The 16,422-nt window shown below is 35.6% G+C and carries 15 protein-coding genes; 6 read left to right on the top strand and 9 right to left on the bottom strand.

Going from position 1 to position 16,422, the window contains the following annotated elements; translation table 11 throughout:
• Window position 1: 1 nt before the first annotated feature.
• From BBI00_RS11365 to BBI00_RS11345, 5 genes are all read left to right on the top strand, one after another.
• Window positions 2-3,355, top strand: a complete 3,354-nt coding sequence (locus tag BBI00_RS11365) for a DUF5977 domain-containing protein (RefSeq protein WP_065398875.1) — start codon at window positions 2-4, stop codon at window positions 3,353-3,355.
• Window positions 3,356-3,366: 11 nt separating this feature from the next.
• A complete protein-coding gene (locus BBI00_RS11360; RefSeq protein WP_065398874.1) occupies window positions 3,367-7,410 on the top strand; it encodes a DUF6443 domain-containing protein in 4,044 nt (1,347 codons plus the stop codon).
• 5 nt (window positions 7,411-7,415) lie between these two features.
• Complete coding sequence (locus BBI00_RS11355) at window positions 7,416-7,898, top strand: hypothetical protein (protein WP_123902263.1); 483 nt, start codon at window positions 7,416-7,418, stop codon at window positions 7,896-7,898.
• 179 nt (window positions 7,899-8,077) lie between these two features.
• On the top strand, window positions 8,078-8,374 hold the full coding sequence (locus tag BBI00_RS11350) for a papain fold toxin domain-containing protein (protein WP_065398872.1): 297 nt from the start codon (window positions 8,078-8,080) through the stop codon (window positions 8,372-8,374).
• A 3-nt stretch (window positions 8,375-8,377) separates the two neighbouring features.
• Window positions 8,378-8,662, top strand: a complete 285-nt coding sequence (locus BBI00_RS11345; RefSeq protein ID WP_065398871.1) for a hypothetical protein — start codon at window positions 8,378-8,380, stop codon at window positions 8,660-8,662.
• A 390-nt stretch (window positions 8,663-9,052) separates the two neighbouring features.
• Here BBI00_RS11345 and BBI00_RS11340 read toward each other — a convergent pair whose 3' ends face one another.
• From BBI00_RS11340 to BBI00_RS11300, 9 genes are all read right to left on the bottom strand, one after another.
• Window positions 9,053-9,775 (bottom strand): YwqG family protein, encoded by a 723-nt coding sequence (locus tag BBI00_RS11340; protein ID WP_065398870.1) that lies wholly within the window; start codon window positions 9,773-9,775, stop codon window positions 9,053-9,055.
• Window positions 9,776-9,904: 129 nt separating this feature from the next.
• Window positions 9,905-10,462 carry a putative glycolipid-binding domain-containing protein gene (locus BBI00_RS11335; RefSeq protein WP_065398869.1) on the bottom strand — a complete coding sequence of 186 codons (558 nt, stop codon included), beginning with the start codon at window positions 10,460-10,462 and terminating at the stop codon, window positions 9,905-9,907.
• Window positions 10,463-10,510: 48 nt separating this feature from the next.
• Window positions 10,511-11,086 (bottom strand): Crp/Fnr family transcriptional regulator, encoded by a 576-nt coding sequence (locus BBI00_RS11330; protein ID WP_065398868.1) that lies wholly within the window; start codon window positions 11,084-11,086, stop codon window positions 10,511-10,513.
• A gap of 8 nt (window positions 11,087-11,094) precedes the next feature.
• On the bottom strand, window positions 11,095-11,643 hold the full coding sequence (locus BBI00_RS11325) for a hypothetical protein (protein ID WP_065398867.1): 549 nt from the start codon (window positions 11,641-11,643) through the stop codon (window positions 11,095-11,097).
• A 132-nt stretch (window positions 11,644-11,775) separates the two neighbouring features.
• Entirely contained in the window at window positions 11,776-12,027 is a 252-nt protein-coding gene (locus BBI00_RS22960) for a hypothetical protein (RefSeq protein WP_083988480.1), read from the bottom strand.
• Between the two features lie 105 nt (window positions 12,028-12,132).
• A complete protein-coding gene (locus BBI00_RS11315; RefSeq protein ID WP_065398865.1) occupies window positions 12,133-12,909 on the bottom strand; it encodes a GLPGLI family protein in 777 nt (258 codons plus the stop codon).
• A gap of 4 nt (window positions 12,910-12,913) precedes the next feature.
• Window positions 12,914-13,450, bottom strand: coding sequence for a GNAT family N-acetyltransferase (locus BBI00_RS11310; RefSeq protein ID WP_065398864.1), 537 nt, complete (start codon window positions 13,448-13,450; stop codon window positions 12,914-12,916).
• A gap of 8 nt (window positions 13,451-13,458) precedes the next feature.
• On the bottom strand, window positions 13,459-13,851 hold the full coding sequence (locus BBI00_RS11305) for a VOC family protein (RefSeq protein WP_065398863.1): 393 nt from the start codon (window positions 13,849-13,851) through the stop codon (window positions 13,459-13,461).
• Between the two features lie 9 nt (window positions 13,852-13,860).
• Window positions 13,861-14,661: a hypothetical protein gene (locus BBI00_RS11300; protein WP_065398862.1), complete on the bottom strand. Its 801-nt coding sequence runs from the start codon at window positions 14,659-14,661 to the stop codon at window positions 13,861-13,863.
• A 105-nt stretch (window positions 14,662-14,766) separates the two neighbouring features.
• Between BBI00_RS11300 and pafA the strand changes: the two genes are divergently transcribed.
• Complete coding sequence (gene pafA, locus BBI00_RS11295; RefSeq protein ID WP_065398861.1) at window positions 14,767-16,413, top strand: alkaline phosphatase PafA; 1,647 nt, start codon at window positions 14,767-14,769, stop codon at window positions 16,411-16,413.
• Window positions 16,414-16,422: the final 9 nt, after the last annotated feature.

Raw genomic sequence — 16,422 nt, 5'->3', positions numbered from 1 at the left:
AATGAAAAATTATATATACAAAGCCTTAATCACAATGATTATGCTTTTCTATGCAAATTATAAGGGGCAGAATGAACCGATAGAACTTCAAAAAAACGATCATCTAAGTAATTCTAATGTCAATGTTCATAATGGAATTCCAGATATAAGTCTACCTCTTTTTAATATACCTGCATTATCAAATATTAATATTGGAATATCAATTTCTTACTCTGCTGAAGGTGTTTCTGCCCATAAAATGATTAGTGATGTAGGAAAAGGCTGGAGCTTACAGTATGGGGGAAGTATTTTTAAAAATAACCTGAAGAATGTCAATGATTATTTAAGTTCAGATACAACCAAAGAATCATCTTCAGAAATTTATTATTATAGCTTTTTGGGTAAATCCGGTAGATTTTATATTGGAAAAGATCAGGCTTCAAATGAACTGGTTGCTGTAGAACTACAGCCTTCGAATAATAAAATAATCATTACTAAAAATAGTGGTACGACAAATAAAGTTTCTTCCTTCAACATTATTGACGAAAACGGAAATTCATATCTTTTTGATAAAATCAATATTGATAAGTTTCATTTTGGATACCAAAATACCCAACAGGAGCTTCCATCAAATACCAAAGTAGGTAATAGTGCCTTTTTACTATCATCAATAACAAATAATAAAAATCAGCAGGTTGCCACGTTTGAGTATGAAACTACAACAGAATTGGTGAGTCAATTTATTGGAACAGTACAAGATAACAAAATCAAAAAAATAAATGTTACTGGGTATGGAAGCATTGAATTTAAATATAAATTTAATCCTGCTCCGCACTCAGTTCAAAATAAAGGAAACGCAGATTGGTATCAGGTGGATAAATTAATCCTGAGAGACAAAAATAATAATATTATTAATCAATATGCTTTCCTGGGTGATGGAACATTTTTGAATTATCTTCACAATCTTGATAAAAATAATAATATTGTGAGTAAGCATACATTTGAGTATAACAGGATTTTTGGGGTTCCAGAGAATGTTGATACTTTTGGATATGTTAATTTTTATGATCCCTGTAGCTTGGATGAAGGGGTTCTGATCTCACCATCAGGGACCAATCCAAAAACAGCAAATTTAAATTCTTTAAAAACTATAAATTTACCGACAGGGGGGCGTATTGAATATGAATTTGAAAGCAATTCGATAGCAGAAGGAAATGCTGCTTACAATGATCTTTGTACTGGTGGTGCTTGTTATGATTATTATGATTTGGATAAAGTTTATACCCTCAATTTTGATACTAATGATCCTTCGATCAATTATGATTTAAATTTACCATCTGGATATAAAGGAAATCTATATGTAAAGTATTCATATTCTCTATATCCCTATCCTCCTTCAAAGCCAGGTGTTTCAAATGAAATACAATACGATCTGTTACAGCCTGATGGGAGTGTTTCATTTTCAAATGATTATATAAATCCCATGTCCACCTATCCATGCCCGTCAATTAGAGTTTTTCCATATTCGGGATCAAAAGTCTTTTTATCCGGAGCAAGACGAGGGTATGGAAAACTGGAATTTTATAGGATCAAAGAAGCAAGAAAGCACAATAATAAATTGGGGTATGGACTAAGAATAAAAAGTATTAAAAACTATGATGCAGAATCGGTGGTGCCTTCAAAATGGGTAGAATATGAATATAATAAATTCTCCGACCCTCTGATAACAAGCGGAGAAAGCATTGATGAAGATTTAGGAATTCCGGGCGATTATTTTCAAGAAAACATATCAAATAGAATCATTGGATATTCAAATATTAAAGTAACTAATAAATTAGATCATACCTATATAAAGTATTTTTTTTATAGTTCTGATGAAATATTTAATCTTTCAGGATTGACTTATTCATTTATAAACTTTAGCGGATATTTGACACGGGCGGGCCTCATGAAGAAAAAAGAAATATATGGAAATAATAATGATCTTATACAAGAGTCAGAATTCTCTTATCAGCCCGAAATTTTAACGTTCAGCAATATTAAATATGACGGACAGCCTATTAAAAAGGTCATTATAAAAAAAGAAACTAAAACAATAAAAGATAAAATAGACGGTGTTTTCTTAACTAATACATTAGAAAATCAATACGAAAGCCTATACAATAATGTAATTTCCCGTAAACAAATATCTTATGATGGATCGGTAATTGAAAGTAATTTCAAATATGCTAACGAAAAAAACATTCAAAAACTTCTTAATGCTAATATCGTGTCAACTCCTTTAGAAACAGAAGTTAAGAATGACGGAATAGTTGTGGGCAAATCGGAAGTGAAATTAGATAATCCGTCTACATTATATCCAACATCGGCATTAACATACAATGTTCAAAATCAAAATTCTTCAAAAAAAATCACTTTTAACAACTATGATGATAAAGGCAATTTAAGAGAAACCAGTGCAGAAAATGGTATTCCAACTGCTACTATTTGGGGATACCACCAAACGCAGGCTATAGCTAAAATAGTAGGGGCTACTTATACCGATATTGCAAATCTTAGTTCTGTTACTGCTGCTGTTTCTGCTTCAGATGCTGATGATGACGATTCCTCTAATGAAGCAGCATTGATTCTTGCTCTTGATAATATGAGAAAAGATATTGCGTTAAAGAATTATCTGGTTGAAACATATACCTATGACCCCATCGTTGGAGTCACAAGTAAGACTTCTGCCAATGGGTTTAGGGAAATTTATGTGTATGATCCTTCTCATAGAATATCTCAAATTTTAGATAAAGACGGAAAAGTTCTAAAAAAATATGATTATCATTATTCTCCTACGATTTATGCAAATGACGAAATGGGTAATGAGTATATTGCTAATAACTGTTCCATAGGATATTTACCTAATAAATATACCTACTTAGTTCCTGCCAAGAAATATTTTTCGTTAATAAGCCAGGATGATGCCAATCAAAAGGCACTACAGGACATTCAGGCTAACGGGCAAAATATCACTAATCAGAATGCAGGATGTACACCATTGTCATGTACGATTTCTAAGGGATATGATATTGCTGTATTAAATAGTGCATCTCTAACTATGCCAAATACATCTAGTTTTAGATTACAGATGAACTTTCCTTATGATAGCAGTCTTTCCTGGGCAATTGGTCAAACGGTTGGGAAAATAAATGGGAATTGTATAGAAGCTATAACAGGCACAATGAGTTTTGCAGGAAGAACATTTACTTATGGAAATTGGAAAATTACTATTTATCCTAATGGAAATATTTTTGCAAAGCTTACAACAGGATCATCATCATTGCCTAATGGTACAATAGTGAATTTCGATATTACATTTCCAATTAGTTTTTAAAAAGAAAAATCATGAAAAAGATAGTATTTATCGGAAGTTTTTTGATGACTTTTGGACAAATATTTGCACAGAGCATTTCGCCTTCCAATACAAAAAACTATATATATACAAAGGACTGTCTGGATGCCGATTGTATAAAAAAAGCAGAAACCGTCCAGTACTTTGATGGATTGGGAAGGCCTAAGCAAATCGTTGGGGTAAAAGCTTCCCCAACACAGAAAGATGTAGTAGGCCATATAGAATATGATGCTGACGGAAGGATTTCAAAATCATACTTGCCTGTTCCACAAACAGGAACACAGAATGGAGCGATCTATGAAAACCCTCTGAATAATGCGGCCAACCCTGAAATTTATGGTGCAGAAAAAATATATTCTAAACAGGTTTTGGAAAATTTTCCATTGGCACGAGTAAAGGAAACCTACAATGTCGGAAACGCATGGTCTGATAAACCTGTAAGATATGGTTACAGTACCAATACTTCAGCGAGTGAAGTTAAAAAATATGGTATCTCCACTTCGTGGGCAGAGAACAGAACAGATTCCCAATTAAGCTTTAGCGGGGCTTATTATCCTGTTAATTCTTTAATGAAAACATCCGTTACTGATGAAGATGGAAATGTAATGACGGAATATAAAAATGGGAAAAATCAGGTTATACTGATCAGAAAAAATGATGGAGCACATAACCTTGATACCTATTACTTATATAATGAATACAATCAACTTACTTTTGTTATTCCTCCATTGGCGTCGGTTTTGACAATAATTGATGAAACCAAACAAAATAGTCTTTGTTACCAATATAGATATGATGAGTTTGGAAGGCTGGTAGAAAAGAAAGTACCCGGAAAAGGCTGGGAATATATGGTGTATGATAAACAGGATAGATTGGTTGCTACTCAGGATGCTGAATTAAAGAAGAAAGGACAATGGTTGTATAACAAATATGATCTGTTGGGAAGAGTGGCTATTACCGGGGTATCTACAGGAGGGGAAAGATCTCAGGAACAAAATATAGTCAACGGATATGGTTCAAACAGTGTCAATAGAATCAATACTGCATTTTTTGAAAGACAAGGCATGGATGTCTATTATGATAATCCGGATACCACCTATCCCAATTCAACGAAGTGGGTAACCTTATTATCTTTAAACTATTATGATACCTATCCGCCACTTCCTTCAGGTATGATTATCCCTGCTCAGATTTTAGGTCAGGATGTATTATCACAGGATGCACAAAATTCATCGATCAGTACAAAATCATTACCTACTGCTTCTTATGTGAAAAATGTAGAAGATGACCGATGGACTAGGATGTATAGCTTTTATGACACAAAAGGCAGAAGTATAGGAGTGTATTCTGCTAATTATTTAGGAGGATATACCATAACTGAAACTGAAGTTGACTTTATGGGAGTAACTCAGCGTTCAATTACAAAACATAAAAGAACAAATGTTGATATTGAAAAAACTGTTACAGAAACATTTGAATATGATCCCCAAAGCAGATTATTAGCACATAAACATCAGGTAGACAGTAATCCTGTTGAAATTTTGACTCAGAATACATATAATGAGCTTTCTCAGGTGAAGAATAAGAAGGTGGGCGGAACTTCCACGGTTGGCTCTGTGCAGGATATTGATTATGCTTATAACATCAGAGGCTGGATGACGAAGATCAATGATCCTAAAAACCTGAACGGAAAATTGTTTGGTTATGAGATAAAGTATAATCAGGTAGAAGGATTGCAAACTCCAAATGCTGAATATACTGATCTTCAGGTGAAACCAAGATACAACGGAAATATTGCTGAAGTAGATTGGAAAACAGCAAGTACCCCGAACGATAATTTACGAAGGTATGGATATACTTATGACGCTGCCAATAGGCTTTTAGCAGGTTTTTATCAGAGGGACGACAATCCGTCTGCACAGGAATATTATGAAAAAGTAGATTATGATTTAAATGGAAATATCACTAAATTAAAAAGAACCGGAGCAAAAGCAAATGAAACAGTAGCCGCAGCAATAGATAACCTTACTTATGATTATGCAGGGAACAGACTGCTGACCATTACTGATTCTTCCATGGATTACAGAGGGTATCCTGATACTTCTGCGAATACTAATGTGATGACGTACTATGAAGAAAACGGAAATCTGAAAAGCCAGAAAGATAAAGGTATTCTTGATATAAAGTATAATTATCTTGATCTTCCGAATTATATTACGTTTGATAAAACATATATTCCCCGGTTTATACTTGAGGGAAATGAAAGAGTAAATGTTAACACCCGATACTTGTACCGTGCAGATGGAGTAAAACTTAGTAAGACTTATACGTACGGATCTGGAAAAACAAATCTGGAAACCTCTTCAATAACAGATTATTTAGATGGTTTTCAGTATGAACGGATCAGCACGGGAGGAAAGCTGGACCAACCTGTATCTTTAAAGTTTGTTCCTACCTCAGAGGGATATTATGATTTTGAGAATAGCAGATATATTTACAACTATAAAGACCATTTAGGAAATGTACGTTTGAGTTATTATAAAAATACGAACGGCAATATGGAAGTTCTTGAAGAAAATAACTACTATCCTTTTGGTCTTAAACATAACGGATATAACCTGATGGCCGGAAATCCAGGTTACCGATACGGATATAACGGTCATGAGTTACAGGACGAAACAGGCTGGTATGACTATAGCTTTAGAAATTATATGCCTGATATCGGAAGGTTTGGAGTGATTGATCCATTAGCTGATACAACTTTGCAGTCCTATTCCTATGCCAGCAATAATCCTATTCTGTTTATAGATTTTCTGGGGCTAAAATCTACACCTCCAAACAACAGTAACGGATATTCTATCGGCCAGGTATGGACAGACGGAGAAGGCTGGTGGCAAAGAGTGGATAGTGGATGGAAAAACACTAAAACTAATGAAATGGCAGTTGATGAAATTGAATTAAGCGGCGGAGGTGGCGGAGGCAGCGGCTTTTCTCTTGCAGGCATAATTTCCAGCGCCATTATCAGCATGGGAGATAGCGTAAACAGCATGCTTACAAGCGCATTTTTTGGATTAAGCTCAAACCAGTCTATGCGTAATTACCAACAAAACCTTTCCAATTTTCAGCTGGCAGTAAAAAACAGTAAGGCAGCACAAAGTACTGAAGAAGCAGAGCGATTCTTGTTTTTGGAGCTTCCTGCATCTTTTGCAGGTGGAGAACTTATTTCATTGGGTTGGAGAGCGGCCAATCTTAGCCGTTTTATTTGCAGACCATTAGGAAACTTAAGCAAAGGGTTGATAAAATTATGCTTTAGGGAAGGTACTTTAGTAGCCACGGAAAAAGGAAGCAAAAAGATTGAAGACATACAAGAGGGAGATCTTGTCTGGAGCTACAATGAAGAAACAGGCAAAAAAGAACTGAAGAAAGTAGTAGAACTATCCCGCAATACTTCTTCTTCATTAGTGAAAATCTCTGTAAACGGAACTGAAATTACCTGTACACCGGAACACCCGTTCTATGTAAACGGAAACTGGGTGGAAGCCAAAGACCTTATTCAAGGAATGCTTTTAACTACTTTAGATGGCAAAACTTCTCCTGTAGAATCTATAAAGTTCTTGGATGAGAAAGTAAAAGTCTATAACTTTGAAGTAGAAGGTAATCATAATTATTATGTTTCTGAGAAAGGCATTTTAGTGCATAATGATTGCCACTTTACAAATGAACTTTTGGGTTATGTTGGAAAATATACTCAGGTTTTTGATGGTAGTGTAAATATGGGGTGGCTAACTGGTGATATAATGGAAGTACAGGTTAGTGGTATTGTAAGGGCTAATAGTGCGCCGAAGAATGCCGTATTTAAAGCATTAACAGAAGGAGCTGAAAGCATGGCAAGAAAATATGGTATGAGTGAAGTAAGAATACAATTTAATATGGTAATGAACCAAAATCTTAAACATAATTCCCTTTGGGCAAGAGAGTATGGTTATTTTTTTAGTAGAGAGGGGGATACCGTTTTTTGGGAAAAAGTTTTACATTAATAATTATGGATATAAAAGAATTTAAAAACAAAGCGATCGAGATTAGTCTTAACTGTGTAGATAAAGCGCCAGAAGATTGGCTTACTTTTAATGATAAAATAAATACTCAATTATTAGATGATAGCTATGAATCCAAATTTGTGTCACTAGAAAAAAATGAATTACCTATTTTAGATTGTAGTTTAAATAATTCATATTTATTAGTTACAACTGAAAGGATTATTTCAATAATAGATAATAATTATGAAGAGGTCTATTCTAAAGACTTTGAAAGATTATGTAATGATTATGAAAAATTTAATTATAAAAAAGAAAATAATCAGTATCCTAAAACTAATTTTATATGTATTGAAAAGACCGATAAATCAAAGTTATTAGCAATAATAGATTCTTATTATCCAGCTTTTTTCTCTAAAATGTTAATCTGTAATGTATTATTGTATAAAAAAGAAGGAAGGTGGTTTTTAAATCCGAGTAAGAAATTATAAATAGAAATATTCAATTTAGTAATAAAATAAAGAGATAGACCAATAATCTAATCAGTCTCTTTTATTATTTAAAAGTAAAAGTCTATAACTTTGAAGTAGAAGGCAACTATAATTATTATGTTTCTGAGAAAGAGATTTTGGTGTATAATGATTGTGGTGTTGGTGCAATAATTGATGCAATGCCATCATCTTTTAAGAAAATATATCAATGTAAAGAATTTGCCACAGAATTAATGACAAGAATGACTGGACAAGGCATGAAAGGAGAAATGGTTGCTTTAAAATCTGATACTGGATACATTTGGTCTGAAACTTTAGGTCGAAATATTTCTACCAATGGAGACCATGTAGGAGTAAAAGTTGGCAATATGATATATGACAATATGTTTCCTAAAGGTGTGCCTTACAATCAATGGTTATATGATTTGGGTGTTGGATTTCCTAAAATGCAACCACCAATAGTAACTCCATTTTAAATCATGAATATAGAAGAATTATTACCATGCATTGAGAAAAGACCTCAAATGTATTTTCGTGAAAAAAATGTTTTTTTTTTAGAAACATTCTTAGGAGGTTTTTTTTTAAATGAACATTATAAAGATGATTTCAGATATGATTTTTACAATTGGTTGCAAAAAAAGTTCAATTTAGAAAATAATTCGACTTGGGCTGATTTTATTGAAATAATAAGTAAAAATGAAAATTTAAATTCTGTAGACGTTTTTTTTAGAGAATATTATTTATTTAAAAAAGAAAATAAATAATAATACATATTCCTAGCTCCCGCACGATTGCATCGTGTGGTGAAGTAAGAATAATAACTGTAAAAAATCTGCCTCAAAAAATTGAGACAAAATTAAAATAAATATTTTATGAAAAGAGCCCCGTACAACAGGGCTCTTTTCTTTAAATCAAGCCTAATTTTATCGCTTATAGTTTATTTCACATTATTTAAGTGTTTTTCTCCTGATTCTTTCATAATACGCCTTAATTTCAGCATCATGTCTTATTGAATAAAGAGAAGTTAGATTAAGAATTCATTTCATTGTCTTATTCCCTTGTTAGTGCAAGTATCTTGCTCGTATAGAATAAATAAAAACAAGCCTTATAGAAATAGGGCTTGTTTATTTTAGAAGCTGATAATCTTCTCAAACTTAATAAAAATCATAATACAGGCTCCATTCTCCGGTGTCTTTGTTTTTGGCAAACATAAAACTTCCACTGTCTACTACATTGAGATAAGCTTTTTCGTCTGAAGAGATCTGGAAAACGAATTCAGAACCTTCGCCGAAACCATCTTTGAAACCGATGCCGGGTTGGCAGAAGGAAGGGTAACCACCCAGTTTAGTACAGTAGCTGTGGTTGATAATGTCGAAATAACTGTTGAAAAGTCCTTCTGTTTCTAGCCTGACAATTTCAGAAATTAAACGGTAGTCGATATCCTCAATTCCTCCGCCATCCCATAACGGTGCATCTTTAGGGAACAATTGGGAACGCATTGGAAAAGGTTTTAGATAAGATGTCGGGCTTTTGAGGTCTTTGATGACAATATCCTCCAAATTATCATATTCCCTGATCACCCAGTTGGAACCCATTTTTTCAAGATTTTCCGGGAAATCATAAGACATAAAAACAGTGATCAGCTTTTTATCTTTGATGAGTTCCGGCACAAACGGCTGATTGGGGAGATAGAGCTGTAAAAGCGGCATCATGGGGTTGCCTTTCTGATCCAGAGGAATCTCTTCATGTCCGGCATATGCAAAAACACGTCCGATCCATGATTCCTCCAATGTATTTTGCGGTCTGAATCCCCCGGTGATAAATTCCGTGGCAGGCCGTTCTATGATGTCTTTGATCTTTTGTATTCTCGGATCCATTTTTGTATTACATTAATTATAGTAAAGGTTAATCTTCTTCCTTTTCCTCATCAAACTCAGTCATCAAAAGATGATAATTATTGATCTCTTCTTTTTCTTCCTTGAGTTTTTATAAACAGGAGGGGAAAATCAGGACTTAAATTCCGCTGTTTTTTTAAACAATTCCGGGTAATCAATAACCAGCCCGTTTTCATCCACTAGAATTTCTGCTGTAAAATCAGTCTGGATATTTTCATAGAGATAGCGGTCTGGGAACGTTCGGGTATATCGTTGCTGAGCCGGTCTGATCTGATGATTCAGGACATCAATATAAATAACTTCAATTTCCTGAGCCCCATTTTCCGGCAGTTTCAGTTTATTGACCGGTAAAGTATTTGTAAAAGGAGTGAGAGAAATATCAATATATTGAAAGCCTTTAAAATCAGGATTGATATGGCCATTAATTTCCCATTTATCCTGTTGCTTTTTACCTGTCAGCCTGTTTTTAACGGTATTAACTTCAGATTCGATGAAAAACTCAAGAATATTCCAGTTGAGATCAATCGTAAGGTGGTAATCCACACTATAGATCTGGTCTTTAAGGCAGCCGATAATTCTGGAGGTTACAGCATAATTTCCATTATGTTCTTTTAAAGTAAAGTGCTCAAGGGACTGATAAAAGATTCCCTGCCAGAGTAATGTTTTCATTATATTTTGTTGATGTTGAATGGTTTTGTGAATGTCTATAAAGCGTTGTTATTTTCCGGAAACTCTCCTTTTTCTGATCCTGCTAAGGGTTTCTCTGGCAACACCCAGGAATGAAGCCAGCTGGGAAAGAGGTATCCGTTGTATCATTTCAGGGTAACGGGTTTCAAGATAGTTCAGTCTTTCCTGCGCAGAATACAGCTTGAAAAGCCTGGAAAATTCTTCCTGTTTTGAAGCAAACTGGCGGATACAATGCCGGCCCAGTGTTTCAATTTCAGGCACCTCTCTGGCAATTTCAAATAATTTTTCCTTATTAAAAACAATTGTGTGTACTTCTTCACATGCAGCGATATTGAATTCCGATTGTTGCCCGCTTCCAAAACTGCTGATATTGGTGGCTATTTCATTTTCAAAGAAAAATCCGGTATTCTTTACTTCACCTTCTATCTCATAATAGCTTTTACAGAATCCCTTGCTGATGTAAAACAGAACATTACATACTTCGCCTTCCTGCAGCATCAGTTCTTTCTTTTTATAAATTTTTTCTGACAGAACAGGCTGAAGCAGAGCCCAGCTTTCATCAGAAAATGGTGCAAGTGACCGGATGTATTTCAGAAGGCTGTTCATGTAAGAGGTTATACTTTTTTGTTTCCGGGGATTTTTAACAGAAGGACAAAAGCCCAGGCCTGAAGAATTAATTGTAAAACATTTATAGCTCCCAAAACAGGATTGGTGCTTAGATGAGCGATCAGTGTTGGAATCCCGATAAGACCTAATACAAAGAAAATGATGAAAACATATTTGGCCACTTCATTTCCTTTTCCAATCATATACCCGGTTCCAAAAACAAAAACAAGGACGGCTGCAGCAATAAAAACAGACATTCCGGAATTCAATTGTTCCGATGTCCAGATCAGCGAGCCAATGCCTGCAGCTCCTGATAAGTAGATCAGGTTGGATGCCTTTGTGTAATCAGGGTGTATTCCTTCTGTTTTTTGTTCTCCAGCCCTCGAAATGATGGAGTTGATATGCTCTTGCTCGTGATGAGTGAATTTTCTTCCTCTTGACTGTAAAATCTCATATGCATACAGGATGGCTTGAGGAACGAATCTGCTTTCCGGCTTTATATATTGCTCAAGCTCATGATCAGACAATTTTTCAAGAACATTTTTTTTGGTATTCATCTGCTATAAGTCTTTTTTTGCTAAAATACTCAAATTGTATTAAAACTAAAAGCTCATGAAAACTCTTTAACGATAAAGGTTTTAAATAAAAAAGAGCGGTAAAAGCCGCTCTTATTGATAAAACAAGTGTTTTTATATGTAAACACATCCACAACCTGATTCTCCTTCCATACAAAAACGTTGAGGTTCGTTACAATGAGTTCCTCCGCCTCCGGTTCCACCGCCAGTTCCGCCTCCGCTGAGGTTTCTGTAGCAGGTATCTCCGCTGCAATAATAATATCCATGGGTTGGAGGACATACTCCATCTACGCAAAGTGCATAAGCAGTATCACCACCGCTGATCAATACCAACTGATTCCTCTTTAATTTCTTTAAATTTTTCATAGTAATTATGTTTTAATTTGTTGAAATACTAATGTATATAAAAATTAAGACACCGACAAGTGTTTTAATTTTTTTAATAAAAATTTATGAAATGTAAAGAACAGCTCAATCGAGGAAGACATTTATTTTCTGAAGCCTTTCTTTTATTTTATGGGTGATTTCTTTTCCGGCAGCGTCAAATATTTTAATGTTTCCATTATACAGAGAAGGATTATCGATGTAGTTTTTCCTTGCTTCCAGATACTGTTTTTTGGTTTTTGCTTTTACGACAGATGTATAGGGAAGGGGAGATATGGTTTCTTCATTCTTTTGTATACTGGCGGCAGAAATTTCAATGGTCCTGCTCTTATTATAAACTTCCAGCACCATCCCGGAAAGCTCTTTGAACCGGAAAGGTCCTTCCGGAATGGGGATGTCTTCTGTATACCAGGCGAAAAAAATATCTCCGGTATCGGTTGTTGTTTGGGCCAGCCGGCAATAATAATTCTGTACTTTTTTAGTATCGTTGAGGATTTCCCACTTCAGGTCAGGCTCTTTAAAGCTGAAAATGTACTTGCCTACAGGAAGAAAAGCTGTAAGCGTGTGATCAGATTTATAGATGCTGTATTCTGTTTTGGGATATTTCGGAATAACTCCTGCGGTGGTCACAACACCTGCTGTTTTATCAGATCTGGTATAATAATTCTTAGCCTCCGGGCTATAATATACAGATTCGGTGGCGTTGCAAAGCAGGACCATTTCGTATTGCTGTGCATTCTGGCGATTCAGGCTGTCAGAAATGATCCGGGTTTCATAGGTGATCTGCATGACTGCTTTCCCGTTTTGGGAAAAAAGAAGGGCATAAAGCTGTAAAAAGCCAACAACAAGTAAATTTTTCATCATATGCTTATTCCAGATCTAAGGTCATGAAAAGGGCTATTTCTTCAGAATTTTCATACAGTCTTGTATTCAGTCCTGTGATATTAAATCCCATTCGTCGGTAAAACTGTATGGCTGGGTAATTGGTATTTTGGGTTTCAAGCTCAATGACTCTGCAGTTTAATTTTCGTGCTTCTTTAATTGCATTTTTAATCAGCATGATACCAATACCCTGTCTCCTGTGTTTCTCATCAATCAGTATATTTTCGATATAAAAGCTGTTGTTCCATGTCCTGTGTTCACAGATGATCCAGCCGGCCAGCTCATTATTGACAAAAGCCCCGAAAGAGTGGTCTTTTTCAATGATTAGATTCAGTTCATCAATATATTCCAAAGTTGTTTCCCAGGCTTTGGTGTATGGCAAATGCTTTTCTTTTAGTAAAAATTCAAAAGAACCTGAAAATTCAATGGACGAGAGTGAGTATATGGTATTTGTTGAATAGCCGTTGTGTCCCCATTCTGAGCTGGGATTAGCTGTTAATTTTTGTAATTTTCTTATTTCCATAGAGACTATTATTGAATTTCAGTGCAGATTTCTACCAGATAATTATCAGGGTCTTTGATGTAGGCTGTTTTTTGCCCCCAGGGTTTTACAGCAATATCTTCATAGAGAATAGCTCCGTTTTTTACTGCTTCTGCAACCAATGTTTCTACATCGTCGGTTACAAATCCCAGTTCTATTCCGAAAGGTTTTGCATTTGCTTTTGAAGTTAAAAAACCTTCTTTGATATTGGAACTTGCCAGGTTTACAGAGGCAAATGAGATTGTGGTTTCTCCGGTAATCAGTTCTCCGTAATCTTTTTCAGGAGTGATAAATTTTATTTCTGTGTTGAAAGTATTTTTATAAAAACTCATGGATTGCTCCACATCTTCTACGTATAGGATAATATATTTGAATTTGATCATACTATTGAATTAAAAAGGGTTTTGTTTTTCATTTAAAATATAGTCTTCATCTACCATCAGCCTTACATGGGTGTTATGGACCGGATAGTATTTAAAACCTTCAATATGGCCGAAATGGAGCAGAGGATATTTCTCAGTAAGATGGCGTACCTTACTTCCGAAGGAATTGATATGCACCTTTTGGATACTGTCTTTTTCCTGTCTGCCATTGGTAAAGAAAAGCATCAGGTTACAGTGATTGTTAAAATCAGCATCATGATAATAAAACACATTGATATTTTCTTCCTTGCAGATCTGAGCGAGATCTTCAATGAGAGCACTTTTATCCGTCAGAGGCAGATTACAGTCGATCCTGACAGAATAATTTTCAGCATTATTCCTTTTAAAGTCAGAACCTACCATTTGAATAAAACGATGTTCTATGGTTTCATATTCCTGATTTTCAGGGCGGAAAACCTTAGTGGATTGTATTTCGATAGGAGTCCGGCTGTCGAGTAAAATGGCATTCTCACGGATCAGCAGCGCTTCTATTTCTACAGCAAACTGAAAATTGTAATCAAAAAGCATATGATCACCTGTACTTATCACCAGTCTGTTATTACAGATATGAATGTGCAGATAGGTCCGGGGAAACTGGGCTTTCAGGTCTTCCAGTTTGGTGAGGATATCACCGGTATTCTTTACTTCTACTTTTGTTTCCAGTTCAGCAGGGTTGTCAGCATGGCCTCCATAGCCCGGCAGGAATCTGAAAAATTTAAAATGATACAAATGCTCAGGAAATTTAAAATACCAGTATACGCCTAAAATCATAGAGGAATAGATTGATGAATTGCACAATAATTCAAAATTAAATAAAATTTCACACTCCAAAACTTTCAAAACCCTTAAATTTGTGGTCAATAAAATTTTACTTGGATGCTTAGGAATATTTCAATTGCGGCAGCTACTTTTTTGTCCGTAGTTACAATCAATGCACAGAAGAACAGAAATACCCAACTCGAAAGACCGAAATTAGTTGTAGGACTGGTTGTAGACCAGATGCGTTGGGATTATTTATACCGTTTTTATGGTAAGTATGGAAATGACGGTTTCAAAAGATTACTGAACACAGGATATTCTTTAAACAATGTACACATCCCTTATGTGCCTACCATTACCGCTTTGGGGCATACATGTATCTATACGGGATCTGTACCTGCCATTCACGGAATTGCCGGAAATGACTGGACAGACAAAGAAACAGGAAAGGGCGTATATTGTACAGCAGATGAGAACGTTCAGCCGGTAGGAACCACCAATATCAAAACGGGAAGCCACTCTCCGAAGAATCTTTGGTCTACTACAGTAACCGATGAATTGAGACTGGCAACCAATTTTCAGGGAAAAGTAATCGGGGTTTCATTGAAGGACAGAGCCTCTATTCTTCCTGCAGGCCACACGCCCAACGGAGCATTCTGGTTTGATGACAGTACCGGAAATTTCATTACAAGTACATGGTACATGAATGATCTTCCTCAGTGGGTAAAATCTTTCAACGCTCAGAATTTACCGGAGAAACTGGTAGCCAACGGCTGGAATACCTTACTTCCTATCAGCCAGTATACAGAAAGTGCACCGGACAATTCTCCTTGGGAAGGATTACTGGGAAGCTCCAAAACACCTACTTTCCCTTATAATAATTTAGCTCAGGATTATCAGACCAAAAAAGACAATATCCGATATACTCCTTTCGGAAATACATTGACACTGAAGCTGGCGGAAGCTTCTGTAGAAGGCGAAAAACTGGGTGGAGATAATATTACAGACTTTTTAGCGATCAACCTTGCCTCTACGGATTATGCAGGGCATAAATTCGGTCCCAATTCTATTGAGGTGGAAGATGTTTACATCAGGCTGGATCAGGATCTGGCGGAATTCTTCAAATACCTGGATTCAAAAGTTGGAAAAGGTGAATATACCGTTTTCCTTTCTGCTGACCATGGTGGAGCACATTCTGTAGGTTTCCTTAAAGAACATAAGATCCCGACAGGTTTCTTTGGCGAAGATGCAGAAAAGAACCTTAACCAGAAGCTGAAAGATAAATTCGGAGCCGATAAACTGATCAACGCAATCGATAACTATCAGATTTATTTTGACAGAAAAGTGCTGGCAGATGCTAAACTTGAATTGGATGATGTAAGAAATTACACTGTAAAAGAGCTTGAAAAAGATCCTACCGTTCTCTATGCCGTTTCTGTAGATAAAGTACAGGAATCAAGCATTCCGGAACCGATCAAACAAAGAATTATCAATGGAATCAACAGACAGAGAAGCGGGGATATCCAGCTGATCTCTCATGATTCTATGCTTCCTCCATATTCGAAAACAGGAACTACGCACAGCGTATGGAACTCTTACGATTCACACATTCCTTTGATCTTCATGGGATGGGGGGTGAAGCAGGGAGAAAGTAACAAGGCTTATCATATGACTGATATTGCCCCTACTGTCTCTTCTTTACTGAAAATTCAGTTCCCAAGCGGAAGTGTAGGAAATCCTATCACGGAAGTTATGGGTCAGTAAATTGAATAT

Origin of the sequence: Chryseobacterium arthrosphaerae, from assembly GCF_001684965.1 — a bacterium.
GTDB classification, from domain to species: domain Bacteria; phylum Bacteroidota; class Bacteroidia; order Flavobacteriales; family Weeksellaceae; genus Chryseobacterium; species Chryseobacterium arthrosphaerae.
The sequence above is the reverse complement of the archived record's forward strand: the minus strand, read 5'-3'. Positions and strand labels throughout refer to the sequence as shown.

Bases quoted from the DNA above. Each gene is read 5' to 3' on its own strand.
- BBI00_RS11345 (WP_065398871.1), top strand. From the start codon at position 8,378: ATGAATATAGAAGAATTATTACCATGCATTGAGAAAAGACCTCAAATG.
- BBI00_RS11325 (WP_065398867.1), bottom strand. From the start codon at position 11,643: ATGAATACCAAAAAAAATGTTCTTGAAAAATTGTCTGATCATGAGCTT.
- BBI00_RS11305 (WP_065398863.1), bottom strand. From the start codon at position 13,851: ATGATCAAATTCAAATATATTATCCTATACGTAGAAGATGTGGAGCAA.
- BBI00_RS11350 (WP_065398872.1), top strand. From the start codon at position 8,078: ATGCCATCATCTTTTAAGAAAATATATCAATGTAAAGAATTTGCCACA.
- BBI00_RS11330 (WP_065398868.1), bottom strand. From the start codon at position 11,086: ATGAACAGCCTTCTGAAATACATCCGGTCACTTGCACCATTTTCTGAT.
- BBI00_RS11355 (WP_123902263.1), top strand. From the start codon at position 7,416: ATGGATATAAAAGAATTTAAAAACAAAGCGATCGAGATTAGTCTTAAC.
- BBI00_RS11365 (WP_065398875.1), top strand. From the start codon at position 2: ATGAAAAATTATATATACAAAGCCTTAATCACAATGATTATGCTTTTC.
- pafA (WP_065398861.1), top strand. From the start codon at position 14,767: ATGCTTAGGAATATTTCAATTGCGGCAGCTACTTTTTTGTCCGTAGTT.
- BBI00_RS11310 (WP_065398864.1), bottom strand. From the start codon at position 13,450: ATGGAAATAAGAAAATTACAAAAATTAACAGCTAATCCCAGCTCAGAA.
- BBI00_RS11335 (WP_065398869.1), bottom strand. From the start codon at position 10,462: ATGAAAACATTACTCTGGCAGGGAATCTTTTATCAGTCCCTTGAGCAC.
- BBI00_RS11340 (WP_065398870.1), bottom strand. From the start codon at position 9,775: ATGGATCCGAGAATACAAAAGATCAAAGACATCATAGAACGGCCTGCC.
- BBI00_RS11315 (WP_065398865.1), bottom strand. From the start codon at position 12,909: ATGATGAAAAATTTACTTGTTGTTGGCTTTTTACAGCTTTATGCCCTT.
- BBI00_RS11300 (WP_065398862.1), bottom strand. From the start codon at position 14,661: ATGATTTTAGGCGTATACTGGTATTTTAAATTTCCTGAGCATTTGTAT.
- BBI00_RS22960 (WP_083988480.1), bottom strand. From the start codon at position 12,027: ATGAAAAATTTAAAGAAATTAAAGAGGAATCAGTTGGTATTGATCAGC.
- BBI00_RS11360 (WP_065398874.1), top strand. From the start codon at position 3,367: ATGAAAAAGATAGTATTTATCGGAAGTTTTTTGATGACTTTTGGACAA.